Source organism: Roseobacter denitrificans OCh 114, assembly GCF_000014045.1.
In the GTDB taxonomy this organism is placed as follows: domain Bacteria; phylum Pseudomonadota; class Alphaproteobacteria; order Rhodobacterales; family Rhodobacteraceae; genus Roseobacter; species Roseobacter denitrificans.
Window position 1 is genome coordinate 4,063,773 of record NC_008209.1, and the last position, 16,047, is coordinate 4,079,819.

Sequence of the window (16,047 nt, forward strand, 5' to 3'; positions counted from 1 at the left end):
TGCCCCGCGCATATTTGGTCATGGCTGGCGTTGAGAACACATGTTTCTGCGCAAGATTCTGCCTGACCATTCCCTGAACCAACGCTGAAACACGGCACAAACGGGTCCAAGCCGCTTGCATGTTTCGGCGGATTCCGCATAATTCCGACTAAAATTATCAGGGATTCTGAAACATGCAATTCGCCCGGTGCCTTTGCGCGGTTTTCGCTCTTTCGACGTCTCAGGCCTATGCCGCAGAGACGCAGATTTCAGTGCACTTGGATAACGTGAAGCAGATGGAGGCGGCGTGCCGACTGACCTTTGTGGCGCAGAACGCTTTTGAGCAGGACGTGAACCGCATCGTATTGGAAACCGTGGCCTTCGACACAAAGGGAAGCGTTGCCAGCATGACGCTGTTTGACTTTCAGAAGATTCCCGCCGGCAGCATGCGGGTTCGCCAGTTTGACCTGCCGAACATGAGTTGCGCCGCGCTCGGCAGTCTGCTGGTGAACGGTGTGCAGACCTGCGAAAGCGATGTGGATTGCGAGGATGCGTTGACCGTTTCATCCCGCACCGATGTGGCGTTGCAAGGATGACGGATGCTGTTTCCGCCATCCGGCAGTCCGTTTGGGGCATCTTCGACCTCGGTGGTCCTGTCGTCATGCTCTTGCTGTGTCTGTCGATCGTGGCGCTGGCCGTGACGCTGTACAAGGTCTGGCAACATCGCGTGGCACGCGTCGGGCGGCATGATCACATCAGGTCTGCGCTGCGGCAAAGGGATGCAAACAACCCCGCCGCCGCCCTGACAGAGGTACGCGCGAGCACATCGCATCTCGCACCGTTGATTGAGGCGGCGTTGAAAGCCCCCGGGGACGCCATCGTGAACGACCGTCTTGTCAAGGAAGCGGCGGCCAATCTGTCCAGATTGGAGGGGGGCTATCGCATTCTGGACAGCATCGCGCAGATATCCCCTTTGCTCGGGCTTTTCGGCACGGTTCTGGGGATGATCGACGCCTTCAGAGCGTTGCAGGAAGCAGGGGCGGCGGTCGATCCGTCGCTGCTTGCCGGTGGGATCTGGGTGGCCTTGTTGACGACCGCAGTGGGTCTGGCGGTTGCGATACCGACCTCGCTTGTGCTGACCTGGCTGGAGGGGCGCACAAGCCGCGAGCGTGACTTTGCCGAACTTGCTCTCGCCCGGGCCAGAGCACCGATGGACCTGCGCAATACGCAGCCGGCCGCTTCACTGGCAGACCCTGCCCATGCCTAGGCGCGGCTTTCAGCGGCGCGCGCTTTCGCTGACACCGCTGGTGGATGTCATCTTTTTGTTGCTGCTGTTTTTCATGCTGACATCGACCTTTTCCAAATTCGGCGAAATCGATATCACAGCCGCCGCCGGTGGCTCGGGTGAAAGTGCGCGCGGCGCCAAGTTCCTTCAGATCACCGAAGATGAACTGCGTTTGTCCGGCGTAGCCGTGGACATCGACGCCCTCGCGGATTCATTGAGCGACGAACGTGTCTTTGTCTCGCTGCACACGGACATAAAAGCGCAGCGCATGATTGATGTGCTGGTCGTGCTTCGGTCCATCCCGAACATCTCCATGACGGTCTTGCGATGACGCGCCCCGCAACCCGGCGGCGTCTGGAACCCACCATCGCCTTGATCAATGTGGTGTTCCTGATGTTGGTCTTCTTTCTGGTGGCAGGTGCCGTGGCGCCCCCGCTTGACCCTGACCTGACGCTCGCGACGGCAGCCGATCTGGAAGGGCGCGCGCCACCCGATGCGATGGTATTGTCAGCGGACGGGAACCTGACATTCCGAGGACAACCCACCGATGCGGCGGCGTATTTCAGCACGCTGGAAGAGCCGGTCGCCCGCATCGTGCCGGATCGTGACGCGCCAGCCTCTGCGCTGCTGGACGCCGCCCTTGCCCTGCAAACAGCGGGCGCGGAACGGATCATCGTTGTGGCCGCGCGGGGGCTGGAATGATATTTCAGTCCCGCATTCCGACCTCTGGATCAGTTGCCCTGCTTGCTTTGGGCGTATCGTTGGGCGCACATTTTACCGGTGTGCTATATGGCAAGGCCCCGGAGCGGGTTGAGATCGCCGGGGGGGCCGGCGCATTGGCGCTGCAAGGGTCCTCCTTTCAGGATTTTGCAGCAGGGGTCAGCACCCCGGTTTCCGCTGAACCTGTCAAAACACCCCAACCGCCGACAACGCAGCCCGTACAACCGCCAATCGCCCCGGAACCGACGATCACGGCCACGATGCCACCCGCCGCCGTTACCGCACCAGTGGCAAGTACAGTTGCTGTGACGGGACCGCTCGCCACGACAGCCCCATCCGTTGCGCAGGCCGAACCAAATGTTGCATCTGCGCCCGTCACGCCACAAGGCGCATTGCTTTCCGAACCCGTCACTGCCGAAGCATTCACGTCACCCGTTGCAAAGGAAACCGACAGTCCGACCCTGTCCATGCGGCCCAAAACCCGCCCGCCCGAAATCATGGAACGCGCCAAAGCAGAGCAGACTGCCCGCGCGCAAGCCACACCGCAACCACGCGGAAACGCACAGGCAGATACCCGACGCGGCGCTGCGACGGGGGTGCGAACCGGCACGTCCACCACCCAAGGCAGCGCAATCGCACAAACCGCAGGCAATGCGGATGTGTCAAACTACCCCGGCCGTGTATCTGCCGCAGTTGCCCGACAGCCCCTGCCGCGCGCACGCACGCGCGGGGTGGCGCGGGTGTCTTTCAAGATTGCGGGCAATGGCGGGCTTGCATCAGTCGGTCTGGCCAAATCCTCCGGTAATCAGGATCTAGACCGGGCCGCCCTCAACCTTATCCGCCGCGCGGCACCCTTTCCCCCACCCCCACCGGGTGCGCAAAAACAATTCGTCATTAGTATCAAGTCAAGATGACACAACCGCCACCAACACGACCCGTAGGGTGTGGCCCTGCTCACAGAACGTCTTTCACCGCCTTTCGGAAGCTGCGGCCGACGGGTACATTTATGCCGGTTTGCATCACCAGTTCCTGTCCGCTTTTGCCGGTTTCAATGCGACGGACGTAGGCAGGATTTACCCACCAGGACCGGTGCACCTGAAGCCCGCCGAGCGGTTCCAGATCGCGGATGGCATCACCAAGGCGCATCAGGACCGTCGCGCGACCTTTCAACGTCGTCACTTCCACGTAGTGATCCTGTGCCTGAAGCGTGACGATCGCCGTGCCCAGATGATGCGGCAACTTGCTTTGCAACAGGGTTGGTTTTGGCAAGGCGGGTTCAGACACGGCAGACTGCTGCCCAAGCACTCCGAACTCGAAGAGCGCATTGATGACCAGCGTGACCCCGACGACAGAAGGGACGATGTACATCGTCAGGTGCAGGAACCCGACACCATCAAGCCAGCCAGCCGCAAAACCCGTCGCCATCCCCTCGCTCAGATACACGCTGCCCACCACCGGCAGGACGCCAGCCAGACCCGCAAGAACGGCGACAAACACCCAGTTCAGGGACATGTTGTCTGTCAGCCTGTAGGTCAGGATCGACAGAAACGTCATGGTCAGCGCAGACAACGGCAAAGCCGTGCCCCAATAGACAAGACGTTCGGGAAAGCTCAACCGCTCCAATGTATAGTAAGGGCCCGCCATCGCCGTCAAAACCACGACGGCGCATATGACAATCCAGAAAACGGGACGGGTGAGCGTCACCTGCAGTTGGCGAAGCGCCAACGACATCGGGCTGCTTTTCGCGGGGTTTTTCCTGTCGGGCACGAAAGTCGGCTTGGTTCGGGTCATATCCCCGTGAATACGTGTTTGACAGACGTTAGCAAACCTCGGGATCGCTCATGGCTTCAAAAAACAGGGACCTGGCTCTTTGCGCGACTGGCTTGGCGAAACGGTTTGGCGCGGTTCAGGCTGTCTCGGACATCAGCTTGCAGGTGGAGGCAGGATCCGCCCTCGGACTGCTGGGCCCCAACGGTGCAGGCAAATCGACAACCTTGTCCATGCTGATGGGACTGATGACGCCAGACCAGGGAAGTGCACAGATCTTTGGCCATCCCGCCGGCAGTGCGGCGGCGCGAAAATTGACCGGTGCGACCCCGCAAGCGACGGATTTTCCAGACCAGCTCACACCGCGCGAACTGTTGGACTACACCGCCGCATGCTACGGGCGGCAGCCCCGGTCGGACGAGGTGAGCGCGCAATTCGGCCTGAACACCCTGATCGACCGCCGGGTTGCCGGGTTTTCAGGCGGGGAGTTGCGCCGCGTTGCGCTCGCTCTGGCCTTTGTTGGTGCGCCCGGGCTTGTGTTTCTGGACGAACCCACAACCGGCCTTGATGCAGAGGCGCGCGCCGCGTTTCGCACAGTTGCAAAGGCTTATGTCGCAACGGGCGGTGCCTTGGTGCTGACGTCACACCACTGGGACGAGATCGAAGCCATTTGTGACAGCATCACGCTGATCGACAGAGGCGAAAGCGTTCTGAACGCGCGCATTAATGATATGCGCGCGCGCGCCAATACCAAACGGCTGAGCTTCAGCCTGCCGGAGGGCACCGTTGCGCCGCAGTGGATGCAAGCGGTTCGCGATGGGCATCGCTGGCACATGGACGCAAGGGATTGCGACGTCGTCCTGCGCCGGATGGTGCATGAAGAGCTGCCTTTTCACGACCTGTCGCTGGAACCCTTGACCCTGCAGGGTCTTATCGACCGGACACGCCACAAAGAGACAAGCACATGACCCCCCATCTTTACGCGGAGTGCCGCCTGATCCTGACCATTCTGTTTCGACAGCCCGGCTTCTGGGTACCGACGGTTCTGTTTCCCGCCATGCTCTATGCGTTTTTCGGCGCACAAAGCGGCCAAGGAAGCTGGGCGGCGCAGGCCATGGCCTCCTTTGCCATCTATGCGGTTCTGGGGGTTGGGTTTTTCCAGTTTGGCGTCAGCGTGGCACAGGACCGGGAAAGCGTATTTGCAACATGGCAACGCAGCCTGCCGGGGCACCGTGTCAATCACTGGATCGCGCGCATTATCGCCTCACTTGTTTTTGTACTTCTGGCCGTTTGTCTGGTGATTGTCGTCGCGCGGATAATGACCGACATCAACCTCAGTGCGCAGGCTTGGGCACGGCTGTCTTTCGTCTGCCTTGTCGCAACCATTCCTGCAACCGTGATGGGCATCGCACTCGGCACCGTCACCACCGCCCGTGCAGCGGTTCCGGTTGCCAACCTGATTTTTCTGCCTTTGGCCTATTTGGGCGGGCTGTGGGTGCCGCCCATGTTCATGCCCGCGCCAATCGCCGCCATCTCAGTATGGACACCGACCCGCGCCATGGGGGAACTCGGCTGGGCAGCCATCGACGGCACCGCATGGGAGCCGCGCCAGATGCTTCTTTTGCTTGGTTGGACCCTCATCGCTTCGGTCGTGATATTCGCATCACGCCGGGCGCGAAGATGAAGCGAGGATCGCAGGCATGTTGTTTTTGCCTGCCCGAACTCAGGTTTCGGCGAAACCCTTGGGATTCTTGCGTTGCCAGTGCCAGGCATCCCGGCACATCTCCGCAAGCCCCAGTTTTGCCTGCCAGCCGGTCAAGGACCTGGCGCGCGAAGGGTTCGCATAGCAGGCCGCAACATCGCCGGGACGACGGGCTGTGATCTGGTAGGGAATACGCACGTCGTTCACCGTTTCGAATGTCGTGATGATATCGAGCACCGAGTATCCCTTGCCGGTTCCCAAATTCATCGCAGTGCATCCGGCCTCATCGAGCAACTTCAACGCGCTGACGTGGCCATCGGCAAGGTCACAGACATGGATGTAATCCCGCACCCCTGTGCCATCCCGCGTGTCAAAGTCATTCCCGAAGACGGAGAGCTTTTCCAACTGTCCAACTGCGACCTGCGTGACATAAGGCATCAGATTGTTGGGAATGCCGCGCGGGAATTCACCGATCTCGCCGGACTTATGCGCACCCACCGGGTTGAAATACCGCAGCAAGACGACGGACCATTCCTGATCAGATGCAGACAGCGCACGCAGCATGTCCTCGACTGTGCGTTTCGTATCGCCATAGACATTGCAGGTCGAAAGCGGGTGCTCTTCATCAATGGGCAGATATTCCGGATTGCCATAAACCACGGCGGAGGAGGAAAAGATCAGCTTCTTGCAGCCGGTTCTATTCATCGCATGCAAAAGCTGGACTGTCCCGCCGACGTTCTGATCGAAGTACAAAAGCGGTTTGGACTGACCTTCGCCCACAGCTTTGCGACCGGCAAAATGGACAACCGCATCGCATTTCTCGCGCGTCAGTATGTCCGCGATCCTGTCTGAATCACGCACGTCAGCCTGATGGAACACAGGTTTCTCCCCCGTGAGCGTGTGCAGCCGGTCCAGCACCTGTGGCGAAGAGTTGTCAAAGGTATCAACGACAATCGGCTTGTGACCGGCATCGATGAGGCTTAAGAACGTATGCGATCCTATATATCCCGCCCCACCTGTGAGTAAAATGTTCAAAGCAGAGGTCCCTTTAATCGTCTGTGCTGCATTCCTGACTACCATGAACAGGCGCACGGTCGAAGGCCAGTCAAAAGGTCGGTTTCTGGCGCGCTCATGCGGGCCGGGGCGGCATTGCAGATGAACAAAAGCACGGATGCCTCGCCAAGCGCAACACGTCCCGAAACCGGGACCATGTCGCGCATTCTCTGCTACATCGCGCTGCGCCGTTCGAACGCTGCACAAAAGGCGGGCAAGCTCGAAAAGGCCCTCGATATCCTGACCCGCGCGCTTGGTCGTGACCCTAAAAACCCGAGGCTGCGCAATGAGCAGGCCCGTTTGAAGGTGGCCCTCAAGCAGGCACGGTGCGCATCCTCGTCACTGGCACATATCCAGCGCGCTGAGACCATTGATATCACCAGCCTGTGCCAGTGCTTCTGGGATGCCGAAAAGGAACTGTCGCTGCTGGAGTTGAAAATCGAAGGCGTTTTTGTCTGGCCGCTGGTCCGGATGAGCGTTTTTTACAGCACCGCACAGCGCCTCAATCTCTACGATGCGCCACACCCGAACCTGAAGCGGCAGAACGAGCAACCGACCGCCGATCCATTGACTGCCGCCGCGCTTGAGCGCTGCGCCAATGTTGCTGCCGGTCATCCCGTTTCGGATTGGTCGCAGTCTGGCAAAACCATCGCTGTGATCATGAACGCGCGCAAACTCAAGGGCGAGGATACATATACCAAGGCCCTCAGGGATGAGGCAGGCGCGCATGCGTTACTGCTGGATTCCCACAGTGGCGCCGGGGCTGCGGATGATGCGATAGACTTTGACGCGCTGCTCACAGAGTTCAAGCGATACAGGATCAACTCTCGTGATTTGGTGATCGAGGAAAACGCGTTGGAAGCACTGGCAAACCTGCGCATGTTTTTTGAACGCCGTCTGGGAGTGGCACCGGATGACCTGATCAAAGTGGTCCGACGCAATGTCCAGAACTTCCTGTTCCTCTACGAAGGATTCGATCAGTTCTGGCGAGCGCACCCCGTTGAAACACTGTTTCTGACCAATGGATACGGCTTCAGAGAACGCGCCGCGCTGGCAGCCGCCAAAGACCGGGGCATCGAGGTGGTCGAGCTTCAGCATGGTTTCATATCGCAGTTTCACCTCGGCTACAGTTGGCCAAACAGGGATCACGTACCGTATGTGGCGGATACACTGCTGACGTTCGGCGACTACTGGCCGGATGTGACCCCATTGCCTGAGAACATGAATGCGCGCACCATTGGCGCGCCCTACGTCAAGGATATGGCCGCGCTGTCGGACACGGACTCCCGGATCGGTCTGGTGACATTCACGTCACAAGGTGTGGTCGGTCGCCAGCTTTTCGATATGGCCGTTCGTTTCGCGCAGGCGCGCAGTGACAAGCAGGTCATGTTCCGCCTGCATCCCAGTGAAAGTGTCGAAGATTACGAGCAAGCGCTTAAAACCCATGGCGATGCACCTGCAAACTTTGAAATCTCGCATCGCACGCCCGTGATTTTCGAGGTTCTGGCGCGCACCGAGATTCTGGTCGGGGCCTTCTCGACCACGCTTCTCGAGGGCATGGTGCTCGATTGCCGGACGATTGTCATCAACCTGCCCGGAATAGAGTATATGAAACCGATCATTGACCGCGGGGATGCTCTGATGGTTCAATCGCTTGAGGAATTGGTGCGCCGTGTAGATGACGCGCCTTATGCCACGGATCCTTCCTATTACTATGCGCCACCTGTCGCATCGGTTATGGAACAGGTGCGTGCGGCGCGAGCAGAATAGGACGGAGACATGATGGCGCAGTTTTTGCTGAACACACACAGCTACGGTGTCTTGTCGCCCTATGTGATCGCGGAGATCGGCGTCAACCACGAGGGTGATCTGGACCGTGCCAAGTCGATGATCCAGAGCATCGCGAAAAGCGGTGCGCATGCGGCAAAATTCCAGAGCTACAAGGCCGATTTACTGGCCACCAGCACCTCCAGCCCCGCCTATTGGGACCGCACCAAGGAAGCCGCATCCAGCCAGCATGAACTGTTCCAGAGGTGGGACACCTTCGGCCCCAAGGAATATCAGGCGCTGGCAGACGAGTGCCGCAACTGCGGTATTGATTTCATGTCGACGCCCTTCGACCTCGAAGCCGTTGATATGGTGGCGGATATCTCTCCGGTCATCAAAGTCGCATCCGCTGACCTGACCAATATCCCGCTACTGCGCCGGATCGGGGCCAGAGGGTTGCCAACCATCATGTCCACTGGCGCGTCCCGTCTGGATGAAATCGCCACCGGCTGCGCGGAATTGAAAGCCGCCGGCGCGGGACAGATCGCCCTGCTGCACTGTGTATTGAACTACCCTACCCTGCCCGCAGATGCCCAACTGGCGCAGATTCCCCTGCTGCAAAAGACCTTTGGACAGGACTGTGTCATCGGCTACTCCGATCACGTCAAACCTGACGACGACGGCAGCATGCCCGCGCTGGAAATGGCTGCCCTGATGGGCGCCGTCGTGATCGAAAAACACTTTACCGATGATAAATCCGGTGTCGGAAATGACCATTACCACGCCATGGATGAGGCGGATTGCACTGCCTTCATGGACAAGCTGGCGGTTTACCGGGATCTTTATGGCAGCGCAGAGCGTGACATCTCCGGGGAGGCAACCGCGATCAAGAACGCCCGGCGCCGGGTTGTGGCCGCCAGACCCCTGACCGCCGGTACGACATTGACAGAAAACGATCTGATCGCCCTACGGTCGGACGACGGAATAGAGATCGCACATTGGGACCGTGTGGTCGGGCGCAGCCTCGCCCGGGAGGTCGCCGGTGGCACTCCACTGCAGTGGCACGACCTGTCATGATCGTCACTGTCTGCGGTGCCTATGTGAATTGCGGCGACCACCTGATTGGTGCGCGTGCAAGGTCCCTGCTCCGGGAACATGTGGAGCAGGATATTCTCGTCGTAGACCGCAAGGCAATCACGCCTGAAGACTACGCCCGTTTCAACGACGCGCGCGCGGTGCTGTTGACGGGGGGACCTGCCTATCAGATCGGCATTTATCCCGACATCTACCCTATTGATCGCGAAAGGGTTTCCAGCCGGATTATCCCCTATGGGCTCGGTTGGAAGGCACATCTGGACATCCAGAGCGATGCGTTTTCCTTTGAACCGCAAGCCAAAGCCTTCGTTCAGGCCATACATTCGAACATCGAGACCTCAAGCGTCCGGGACCCGCTGACCAAGACCGTTCTGGCGGCCAACGGTGTCGACAATGTTCTGATGACCGGATGCCCGGCCTGGTATGATCTGGCGCATTTTGAAAAAACCTATCAGTTCCAGGAAACCCCCAAGACGCTCGTTCTCAGCATGCCACCAAAGATACAGCCCGATCTTTTCGATCTGATGGCATGGCTGTCGAAGCGGTTTCCCAAAACGCGCAAAATTGCGAGCCTGCATCACGGTTTCCTCCCGACGCGGGACAAGGCAGGGTTCAAACGCGCCAGAGGGTTCTTGAAGTTTGCCGCGGCCGCGGGCCTCAAAGGCTGGACCATGTCCTCCCTTGGGGGAAATCTTGACAAGATGGAAGCGCTCTATGCCGGTGCAGATATGCACGTCGGATATCGTGTTCATGCCCATCTGTTATGCTTGTCACAACGCAAGGCCTCTATCCTGATCAACGAGGATTCACGTGGCGAGGGTCAGGCAAAGGCACTGAACGCCCCGAGCCTCAATACGGATAAATCAGGCGACATCGAACACATCAAGGCCGCAGTCGAAGAACACTTTACCTCAAAAGGGGCCAATATCGAGACCAGCATAGAGACCATGCGAGAGACTTATCCCGTCATGAAACAGTTTCTTGCAACGATTTGACGCCAAGTTCCGCCGTTTGCATGTCGCAAGGATTCATTTCAAGGTTCGACCAGCAGTCTACGCGCAGACGTCTGGATGCAGGTATCACGCGAAACGGAGGGGACGGATGTGAGCCATGACAACGTATGGATCATGATCCCGGCACGCGGGGGATCGCGCGGGCTGCCGCGCAAGAATGTGCGTCTTTTGGGCGGGCGGCCTTTGATCCGCCATGTGGTCGAAGCCTGTTTGCAAGTTGTTCCAGCCGGGCAGATCATTGTGGTGACGGATGATGACGAAATCGACGCCATCGCGACCGAAACCTCCGCGCGGGTGATGCGCGAAGAACAAACCACCGGCAAGGCCACCCTTGATGATGTGGCCGCCAAAGTCCTGCCGCTTCTGCGCACGCTTGGCTCCGCTGAGGACGACATATTCCTGACGGTGCAACCGACTTGCCCCCTCATCAAGTCAGACCGCATAACGCAAGCGGTCAGGAAATTTCGGGACGGTGCCGGCTCTGTTGTCACGGTTGTCGATGACCGCCACCTCGGCTGGCAGATTGATGACGCGGGCGCACCCACCCCAGATTACGCAGCACGCGTTAACCGCCAGATGCTGCCCCCGCAATACCGTGAAACCGGGGCCGTGATCGGCTGCCGGATCAGAGATCTGGCCGCGCAAGGCACGCGGATCATTGAACCCATTCACCTGATTGAAGTCAGCAAGCAGGAAGCGCTTGATATTGACACCTTTGCCGATTGGGTGGTTGCGGAATATTTTATCGGTCGCCGCGACATCGTGATCCGCGCGGACGCGGGCAAGAAGCTGGGCATGGGTCATGTGTTTCGCGCCTTGGCGCTGGCACAGGAATTTGCGCAACACCGCGTGCGGATCGTGACTGAGAAAGCCGAGGCGATCGCCTTTGGCCTGCTGTCACAATCGCCCTTCGACGTGGTTCAGGTGGATGGCAACAGCGGTTTTCTGGCATGGCTGCAGGATAATCCGGCCGATCTGGTCATCCTCGACCAGTTGGACACCGATGTGCCCTATGTGCGCGCCATCAAGGCGCATTGCCACCGCGTCGTGACTTTCGAAGACCTCGGCGAAGGGGCGATGGAGGCCGATCTCGTCGTCTCTGACCTTTACAAAAACCTCAATGTCCCAGATGCACGGCAACTTTCGGGCCTGTCCAATGCGATCCTTGCGCCAAATTTTGAGACCATAACCGGCGCGGCCCCTTTTCGTGAGACGGTGGAGAACATCCTGGTTCTGTTCGGCGGTACGGACCCATCCCAACTGACGGAAAAAACCTTGGCAGCGCTGAGGGATGTGGACTACGGCGGGCAGTGCACGGTCGTGATCGGCCCCGGTTTCGGACGCCCGCTTGCGCTGGACGATTACGGGTTAAAGGGCACCATACATCAAAACCTGAAGTTCATGCCCGCGGTCATGCGCTCCGCTGATCTGGCCGTTTCAAGCGCCGGTCGGACGATCACAGAGCTTGTCAGCCTCGGCGTTCCCGTCCTGTGCATGTGCCAGAACAGCAAGGAACTTACCCATACACATGCCTCCGCGCGGTTTGGTGTGGTCAGTATCGGGATGGGGTCGCTGGCCGGGCCCGGGACGATCGCAGCCCATATTCAGACCCTGATCGACACGCCCGACCTGCGGCGCCTGCTGCGCGAAAGGGGGCTGCATGAGACCGCTGGTCGAAGCAACAAAGCCATCGTATCGCGCATGCTGGAACGCCTCGATTTCTGACACCCGGCACCTTGGCTTGGGGCATTCCGACTGCGTATGCAGACAAATCTGATGTCGGCCCTTCTAAAATCGGGCGATGGTACATTTGATATGGCCCTATAGCCTGCGCGGTTGCATGCATCGAGGGCAGCCACCTAAAGCGTCATGCGAAAACCCCGAACCACGTAACGCTGCCTGAAACAAATGATTTCAACGCGCTACGTGATACCCGATGTTTCAGGTGTTTCGTCAGAGGCTTCAGAACCAGCGGCGCGGCTTTGTCCAAACCCAAAGTAGTTTGTCAACCGTCACCGCGCCTGTGCCGGGTAGTAAACCATTAACCAGAACCGTTAATTCCGAACCGAGATTCAGGGTTCGTTCAGTTTGTTTGACGACATTAGGCAATACGCACGAAACGGGTCTGGGTTCCGCCGAATTTTACACTTTCAGCACTCCTGACTTTTACACCATGACAGTCGGCCAAAATCGCACTGTGGGCACATCGACGTTGTAGAGAGTTATGTGATGGTCAGGTACGGGTTCACCGCTCGATTTTTGAGACTTACAGTCGCCGGCTATTTGGCCTCTGTCGTGACCGTTGCCGCCGCCGTTTGGTTTGCGTCAGCCCCGGTGCTCCAGGACATACAAAATGATGCCAAACGGGTTCACTTGGAAACCAAGGCAAACGTTATCTCGGGCCTTTTGGATGATGTTGTTGCGCTTGGACGCGAAGCCGTATCCGATGCGAACGTCATCGCTTTTGCAACCGGTGAAAGCGTGAGGGAGCTCGAAGCAAGAACGCAGTTGTCAGGTCTCGTGAATGCAAGGCTTTTCGACGCCTCAGGACGGCTGCTGCTTGATCAGCAAACTGGCCAGACACCATCGCCATTCCTCAGAGTTGAAGGTCTGGCAGGACTTGCAGATATGGCTGCGGGAAAACAACCCGCCGTCCCTCAGATCACATATCGCCCCGGCAGTTCGAAATTCGATGCAGTTTTTCAGATCACTATTCCATTACTCTCAAACGAAGCTGTTGTCGCCCTGCTGGTGTATGAAGCACATATGGACTTATCTGCGGTCCTCAGTGGCGCAGACAGTGTTCTGGTCACAATGCTGCTTACGCCCTTCCAAAAAGCGCAGTGGTCCGCATGGAATGATGGTGGAGAGATCATCGACGTTCGGGTCGCTGATCGCAGCTTTTTCGTCGCTTCCCCAACAGTGCGCAACGTGTTTGAGTCCATTGGTTTTGAACTTGTTTTCACGGCAATTTCAGTAGCAATGGTCGCCTTGCTTCTGCCTTTTGCGTTGATGGCCGTCTCAGGTATGCGCGCCATCGTAAGGCCCCACAAAGACCTGCTTCAGTCACAAGATTTGCTCGCCGAAAAGCAAGGAGAATTGGAAGAACTGGCGCAAATTGCCGAAATGGCTTCAGAAAGCGTTACGGTCACGGATGAAAATCAGCGGATACTCTGGGTCAATCGGGCGTTCACAACGATGACCGGCTTCTCCACTGAGGAAGCCGTGGGCAGAACGCCGCGACAACTCCTACAAGGGCCAGAAACCAGCGCGGAGGCCCGAAATGAAATCAGACAGGCGGTCAAAGCACGTCGCCCCGTGCAAACTGAAATTGTGAATTATCACAAGGATGGGTCGCGCTACTGGATCAAACTCAGCATCGCGCCTCTGATCTCGCTGCGCACCGGGGAACTTCGGTTTACAGCGATCGCAACGGATGTGACGGAATCAAAAGAAGCGCAACACGCGATCTCCGATGCGAAACGGGAAACGGAACATCAGGCGCGACACGATCCTTTGACAGCGCTGCCAAATCGCCGCTACCTCGACGAAGTTCTGGAATCCGAAGTGTGCAACTCAGCCGCTCCGCGCACCCTTATCCGGGTAGACCTGGACCATTTCAAAAACGTCAACGACACCCTCGGGCACGCTGCCGGGGATTTTGTTTTGGTGGAAGTCGCAAACTGTCTACGACGGTCGATCGGGCCAAGCGATTTGGCCGCGCGGGTTGGCGGCGATGAGTTTGTTATACTGCTCGCTGTCGATGGCGATACGAGGGCTGCAACGGCGCTGACGGAAAAGCTCCGCGTTCAACTCGGGACAGATATGGTTTTCGAGGGGAGAACCTGCAGGATCGGGGCCAGTTTTGGAATCGCCACGGCATCCGAAGGTCTGGTCGGGAATGAGGACCTGCTCAAAAGTGCTGATGCGGCTCTGTATGTCGCCAAAGACACGGGTCGGAATACGACAACCCTTTATACCCCCGATGTTCACCATGCTGTCCTCGCGAAACGGCAGCTGTCTTCAGAGATAGAACATGGCATTGCGCGCGGCGAGTTCATAGCATTCTTCCAACCCCAGATTGATGCGCTGACAGAGGAATTGGTCGGCGTGGAGGCTCTCGTTCGCTGGTGGCACCCAACACGCGGCATTCTTCCACCGAATGAGTTTCTGAAAGTCGCTGAACAGCTGCGTATTCTCTCCGACATTGACCGCCAGGTCTTTGCATATGGCCTCGATTGCATGAGAATCCTGAACGAAGATGGCCTGAGAGTTCCGAAAATTTCGTTCAACGTGGGCATGCATCAACTGATGAACCCGGTCATAGACTACCTTGCGGGCCAGGTTAAGATTGGGAACACGCGCGTGTCGCTTGAGGTCCTCGAAAGTGTGCTCGTTGAGGAGGATGCGACCGGGTTCCAGACACGGATTTCAGAGCTGCGCGACATGGGCTTTACCATTGAGGTTGATGATTTCGGTTCAGGCCATGCGTCCGTAGTAGGGCTGAAAGCGCTCAACCCCGACATCATGAAACTCGACCGCGTCCTCGTGTCGCCGGTTACGGAAAGCGCATCTGCCCGCACGCTGATCAAAAGCATGGTCGACATCGGTAAGGCACTGGGGATTTCCGTGACTGCGGAAGGTATCGAAACTGCCGAACATGCCGCCATCATGCGTGATCTGGGCTGCGACACGTTTCAGGGCTACTATTTTGCGCGCCCGATGGACTTTGGTCAGCTTCGCGAATTCATAAAGGATGGCTATGATTCCAAGCTGGACGGGATCGCATCCATTGCCGTGCGCCGCGACCAAGCGAGCGACAACAAGTAACAACGTCCGGGTATCATCTGGCCGGTTCAGCAGCCCATCGAAACACGCTTTTGGCCAGCGGGGACGAACACCGCAGGCAGCCGCGAAGAAAGCGTGTCGCTCAGACCGTAAACCCCTTCAACAAGGTGCGCGAACCGACGCAGACGCCCAAGTCATCAAACACGGCTCACAGGTTTCTGTCGCGCGAAACGAATTGGCTCGCCTTCGCCCCCATGACGTCAGCTTCTGTTTCGAGACGCGGATCATCATTGACGGGAGTGCCCGCAACAGATGTTGTAGGGCTCACTCTACCCTGTCTTTGCTGTACAACATGCCAAGCTTCATGCGGCAAATGTCGTTCCTGTCCGCTGGCCAGATGAATGTCATTGCCCTGCGCAAAAGCATGGGCGTTCACAGCCGCCGGTGCGGATGAATTGTAGTGCACGTTCACACCACTGATATCGGTACCCGACAGTTGCTGAATTCCCTCCTGCAATTGCAAGGGTAGTCCCCCATCAGAAACGGCCCCCGCTTTTTCTTCGCGCTGAAGTGCCTTGCCCTGAAGCATTTCATCTTCTTCCATCTTCTGGATGGTCTTACCCTGAAGCATCTCTTCGTCTTCCATCCGCTGTATCACCTTGCCTTGCAGCATTTCTTCGTCTTCCATCCGCTGAATGGATTGACCCTGCAAATGCGATAAATAAGCGGTTGCACTGCTTTGATCCGCTTTCCGCTGCAACGCGGCCAGCGACTTCTCTGCACTGCTGTGAGGTGACGCAGTTGTGGCCTTTTTCGGTGTGCCTGAAGATGTGTTGCTACGTTCCGACGCGAATATTTGAGCCATTTGCGGTCCTTTC

Annotated in this window: 15 protein-coding genes; 12 read left to right on the forward strand and 3 right to left on the reverse strand. The window is 58.1% G+C overall.

Features of this window, described 5'->3' with window-relative positions:
* The first annotated feature begins 173 nt into the window (after positions 1–173).
* Genes RD1_RS19200 through RD1_RS19220 form a run of 5 tightly spaced genes read left to right on the forward strand, consistent with a single transcriptional unit; the run spans position 174 to position 2,898 of the window.
* On the forward strand, positions 174–575 hold the full coding sequence (locus tag RD1_RS19200) for a hypothetical protein (protein WP_011570243.1): 402 nt from the start codon (positions 174–176) through the stop codon (positions 573–575).
* Positions 572–1,246, forward strand: a complete 675-nt coding sequence (locus RD1_RS19205; protein WP_011570244.1) for a MotA/TolQ/ExbB proton channel family protein — start codon at positions 572–574, stop codon at positions 1,244–1,246. Before RD1_RS19200 ends, RD1_RS19205 begins: the two co-directional genes overlap by 4 nt.
* A complete protein-coding gene (locus RD1_RS19210; protein ID WP_011570245.1) occupies positions 1,239–1,595 on the forward strand; it encodes a biopolymer transporter ExbD in 357 nt (118 codons plus the stop codon). The genes RD1_RS19205 and RD1_RS19210 overlap by 8 nt, the downstream gene beginning before the upstream one ends.
* A complete protein-coding gene (locus RD1_RS19215; protein ID WP_011570246.1) occupies positions 1,592–1,966 on the forward strand; it encodes an ExbD/TolR family protein in 375 nt (124 codons plus the stop codon). The genes RD1_RS19210 and RD1_RS19215 overlap by 4 nt, the downstream gene beginning before the upstream one ends.
* Positions 1,963–2,898 (forward strand): TonB family protein, encoded by a 936-nt coding sequence (locus tag RD1_RS19220; protein ID WP_011570247.1) that lies wholly within the window; start codon positions 1,963–1,965, stop codon positions 2,896–2,898. The genes RD1_RS19215 and RD1_RS19220 overlap by 4 nt, the downstream gene beginning before the upstream one ends.
* 40 nt (positions 2,899–2,938) lie before the next feature.
* Here the strand turns inward: RD1_RS19220 and RD1_RS19225 are convergent, their stop codons facing one another.
* Positions 2,939–3,715: a LytTR family DNA-binding domain-containing protein gene (locus tag RD1_RS19225; protein ID WP_245897144.1), complete on the reverse strand. Its 777-nt coding sequence runs from the start codon at positions 3,713–3,715 to the stop codon at positions 2,939–2,941.
* Between the two features lie 110 nt (positions 3,716–3,825).
* Here RD1_RS19225 and RD1_RS19230 point away from each other — a divergent pair, with 110 nt between their 5' ends.
* Together RD1_RS19230 and RD1_RS19235 are read left to right on the forward strand one after the other, a co-directional pair.
* Positions 3,826–4,719, forward strand: a complete 894-nt coding sequence (locus RD1_RS19230) for an ABC transporter ATP-binding protein (protein WP_011570249.1) — start codon at positions 3,826–3,828, stop codon at positions 4,717–4,719.
* Entirely contained in the window at positions 4,716–5,435 is a 720-nt protein-coding gene (locus tag RD1_RS19235) for an ABC transporter permease (RefSeq protein WP_011570250.1), read from the forward strand. The genes RD1_RS19230 and RD1_RS19235 overlap by 4 nt, the downstream gene beginning before the upstream one ends.
* Before the next feature lie 39 nt (positions 5,436–5,474).
* Here the strand turns inward: RD1_RS19235 and galE are convergent, their stop codons facing one another.
* Positions 5,475–6,488, reverse strand: coding sequence for a UDP-glucose 4-epimerase GalE (gene galE / locus RD1_RS19240; RefSeq protein ID WP_011570251.1), 1,014 nt, complete (start codon positions 6,486–6,488; stop codon positions 5,475–5,477).
* Positions 6,489–6,608: 120 nt separating this feature from the next.
* Between galE and RD1_RS19245 the strand changes: the two genes are divergently transcribed.
* The 5 genes from RD1_RS19245 (at position 6,609) to RD1_RS19265 (ending at position 15,211) form a co-directional block, all read left to right on the forward strand.
* The gene (locus tag RD1_RS19245) at positions 6,609–8,276 is read left to right on the forward strand and encodes a hypothetical protein (RefSeq protein ID WP_011570252.1); all 1,668 of its coding nucleotides are present in this window, start codon (positions 6,609–6,611) and stop codon (positions 8,274–8,276) included.
* 9 nt (positions 8,277–8,285) lie between these two features.
* Positions 8,286–9,350, forward strand: a complete 1,065-nt coding sequence (locus RD1_RS19250) for an N-acetylneuraminate synthase family protein (RefSeq protein ID WP_050759109.1) — start codon at positions 8,286–8,288, stop codon at positions 9,348–9,350.
* Complete coding sequence (locus tag RD1_RS19255) at positions 9,347–10,363, forward strand: polysaccharide pyruvyl transferase family protein (RefSeq protein ID WP_011570254.1); 1,017 nt, start codon at positions 9,347–9,349, stop codon at positions 10,361–10,363. The genes RD1_RS19250 and RD1_RS19255 overlap by 4 nt, the downstream gene beginning before the upstream one ends.
* A 108-nt stretch (positions 10,364–10,471) precedes the next feature.
* Positions 10,472–12,106: a cytidylyltransferase domain-containing protein gene (locus RD1_RS19260; protein WP_171960003.1), complete on the forward strand. Its 1,635-nt coding sequence runs from the start codon at positions 10,472–10,474 to the stop codon at positions 12,104–12,106.
* 570 nt (positions 12,107–12,676) lie between these two features.
* A complete protein-coding gene (locus tag RD1_RS19265) occupies positions 12,677–15,211 on the forward strand; it encodes a putative bifunctional diguanylate cyclase/phosphodiesterase (RefSeq protein WP_245897146.1) in 2,535 nt (844 codons plus the stop codon).
* A 166-nt stretch (positions 15,212–15,377) separates the two neighbouring features.
* Here the strand turns inward: RD1_RS19265 and RD1_RS19270 are convergent, their stop codons facing one another.
* Positions 15,378–16,034: an eCIS core domain-containing protein gene (locus RD1_RS19270; RefSeq protein WP_044033285.1), complete on the reverse strand. Its 657-nt coding sequence runs from the start codon at positions 16,032–16,034 to the stop codon at positions 15,378–15,380.
* Positions 16,035–16,047 lie beyond the last annotated feature (13 nt).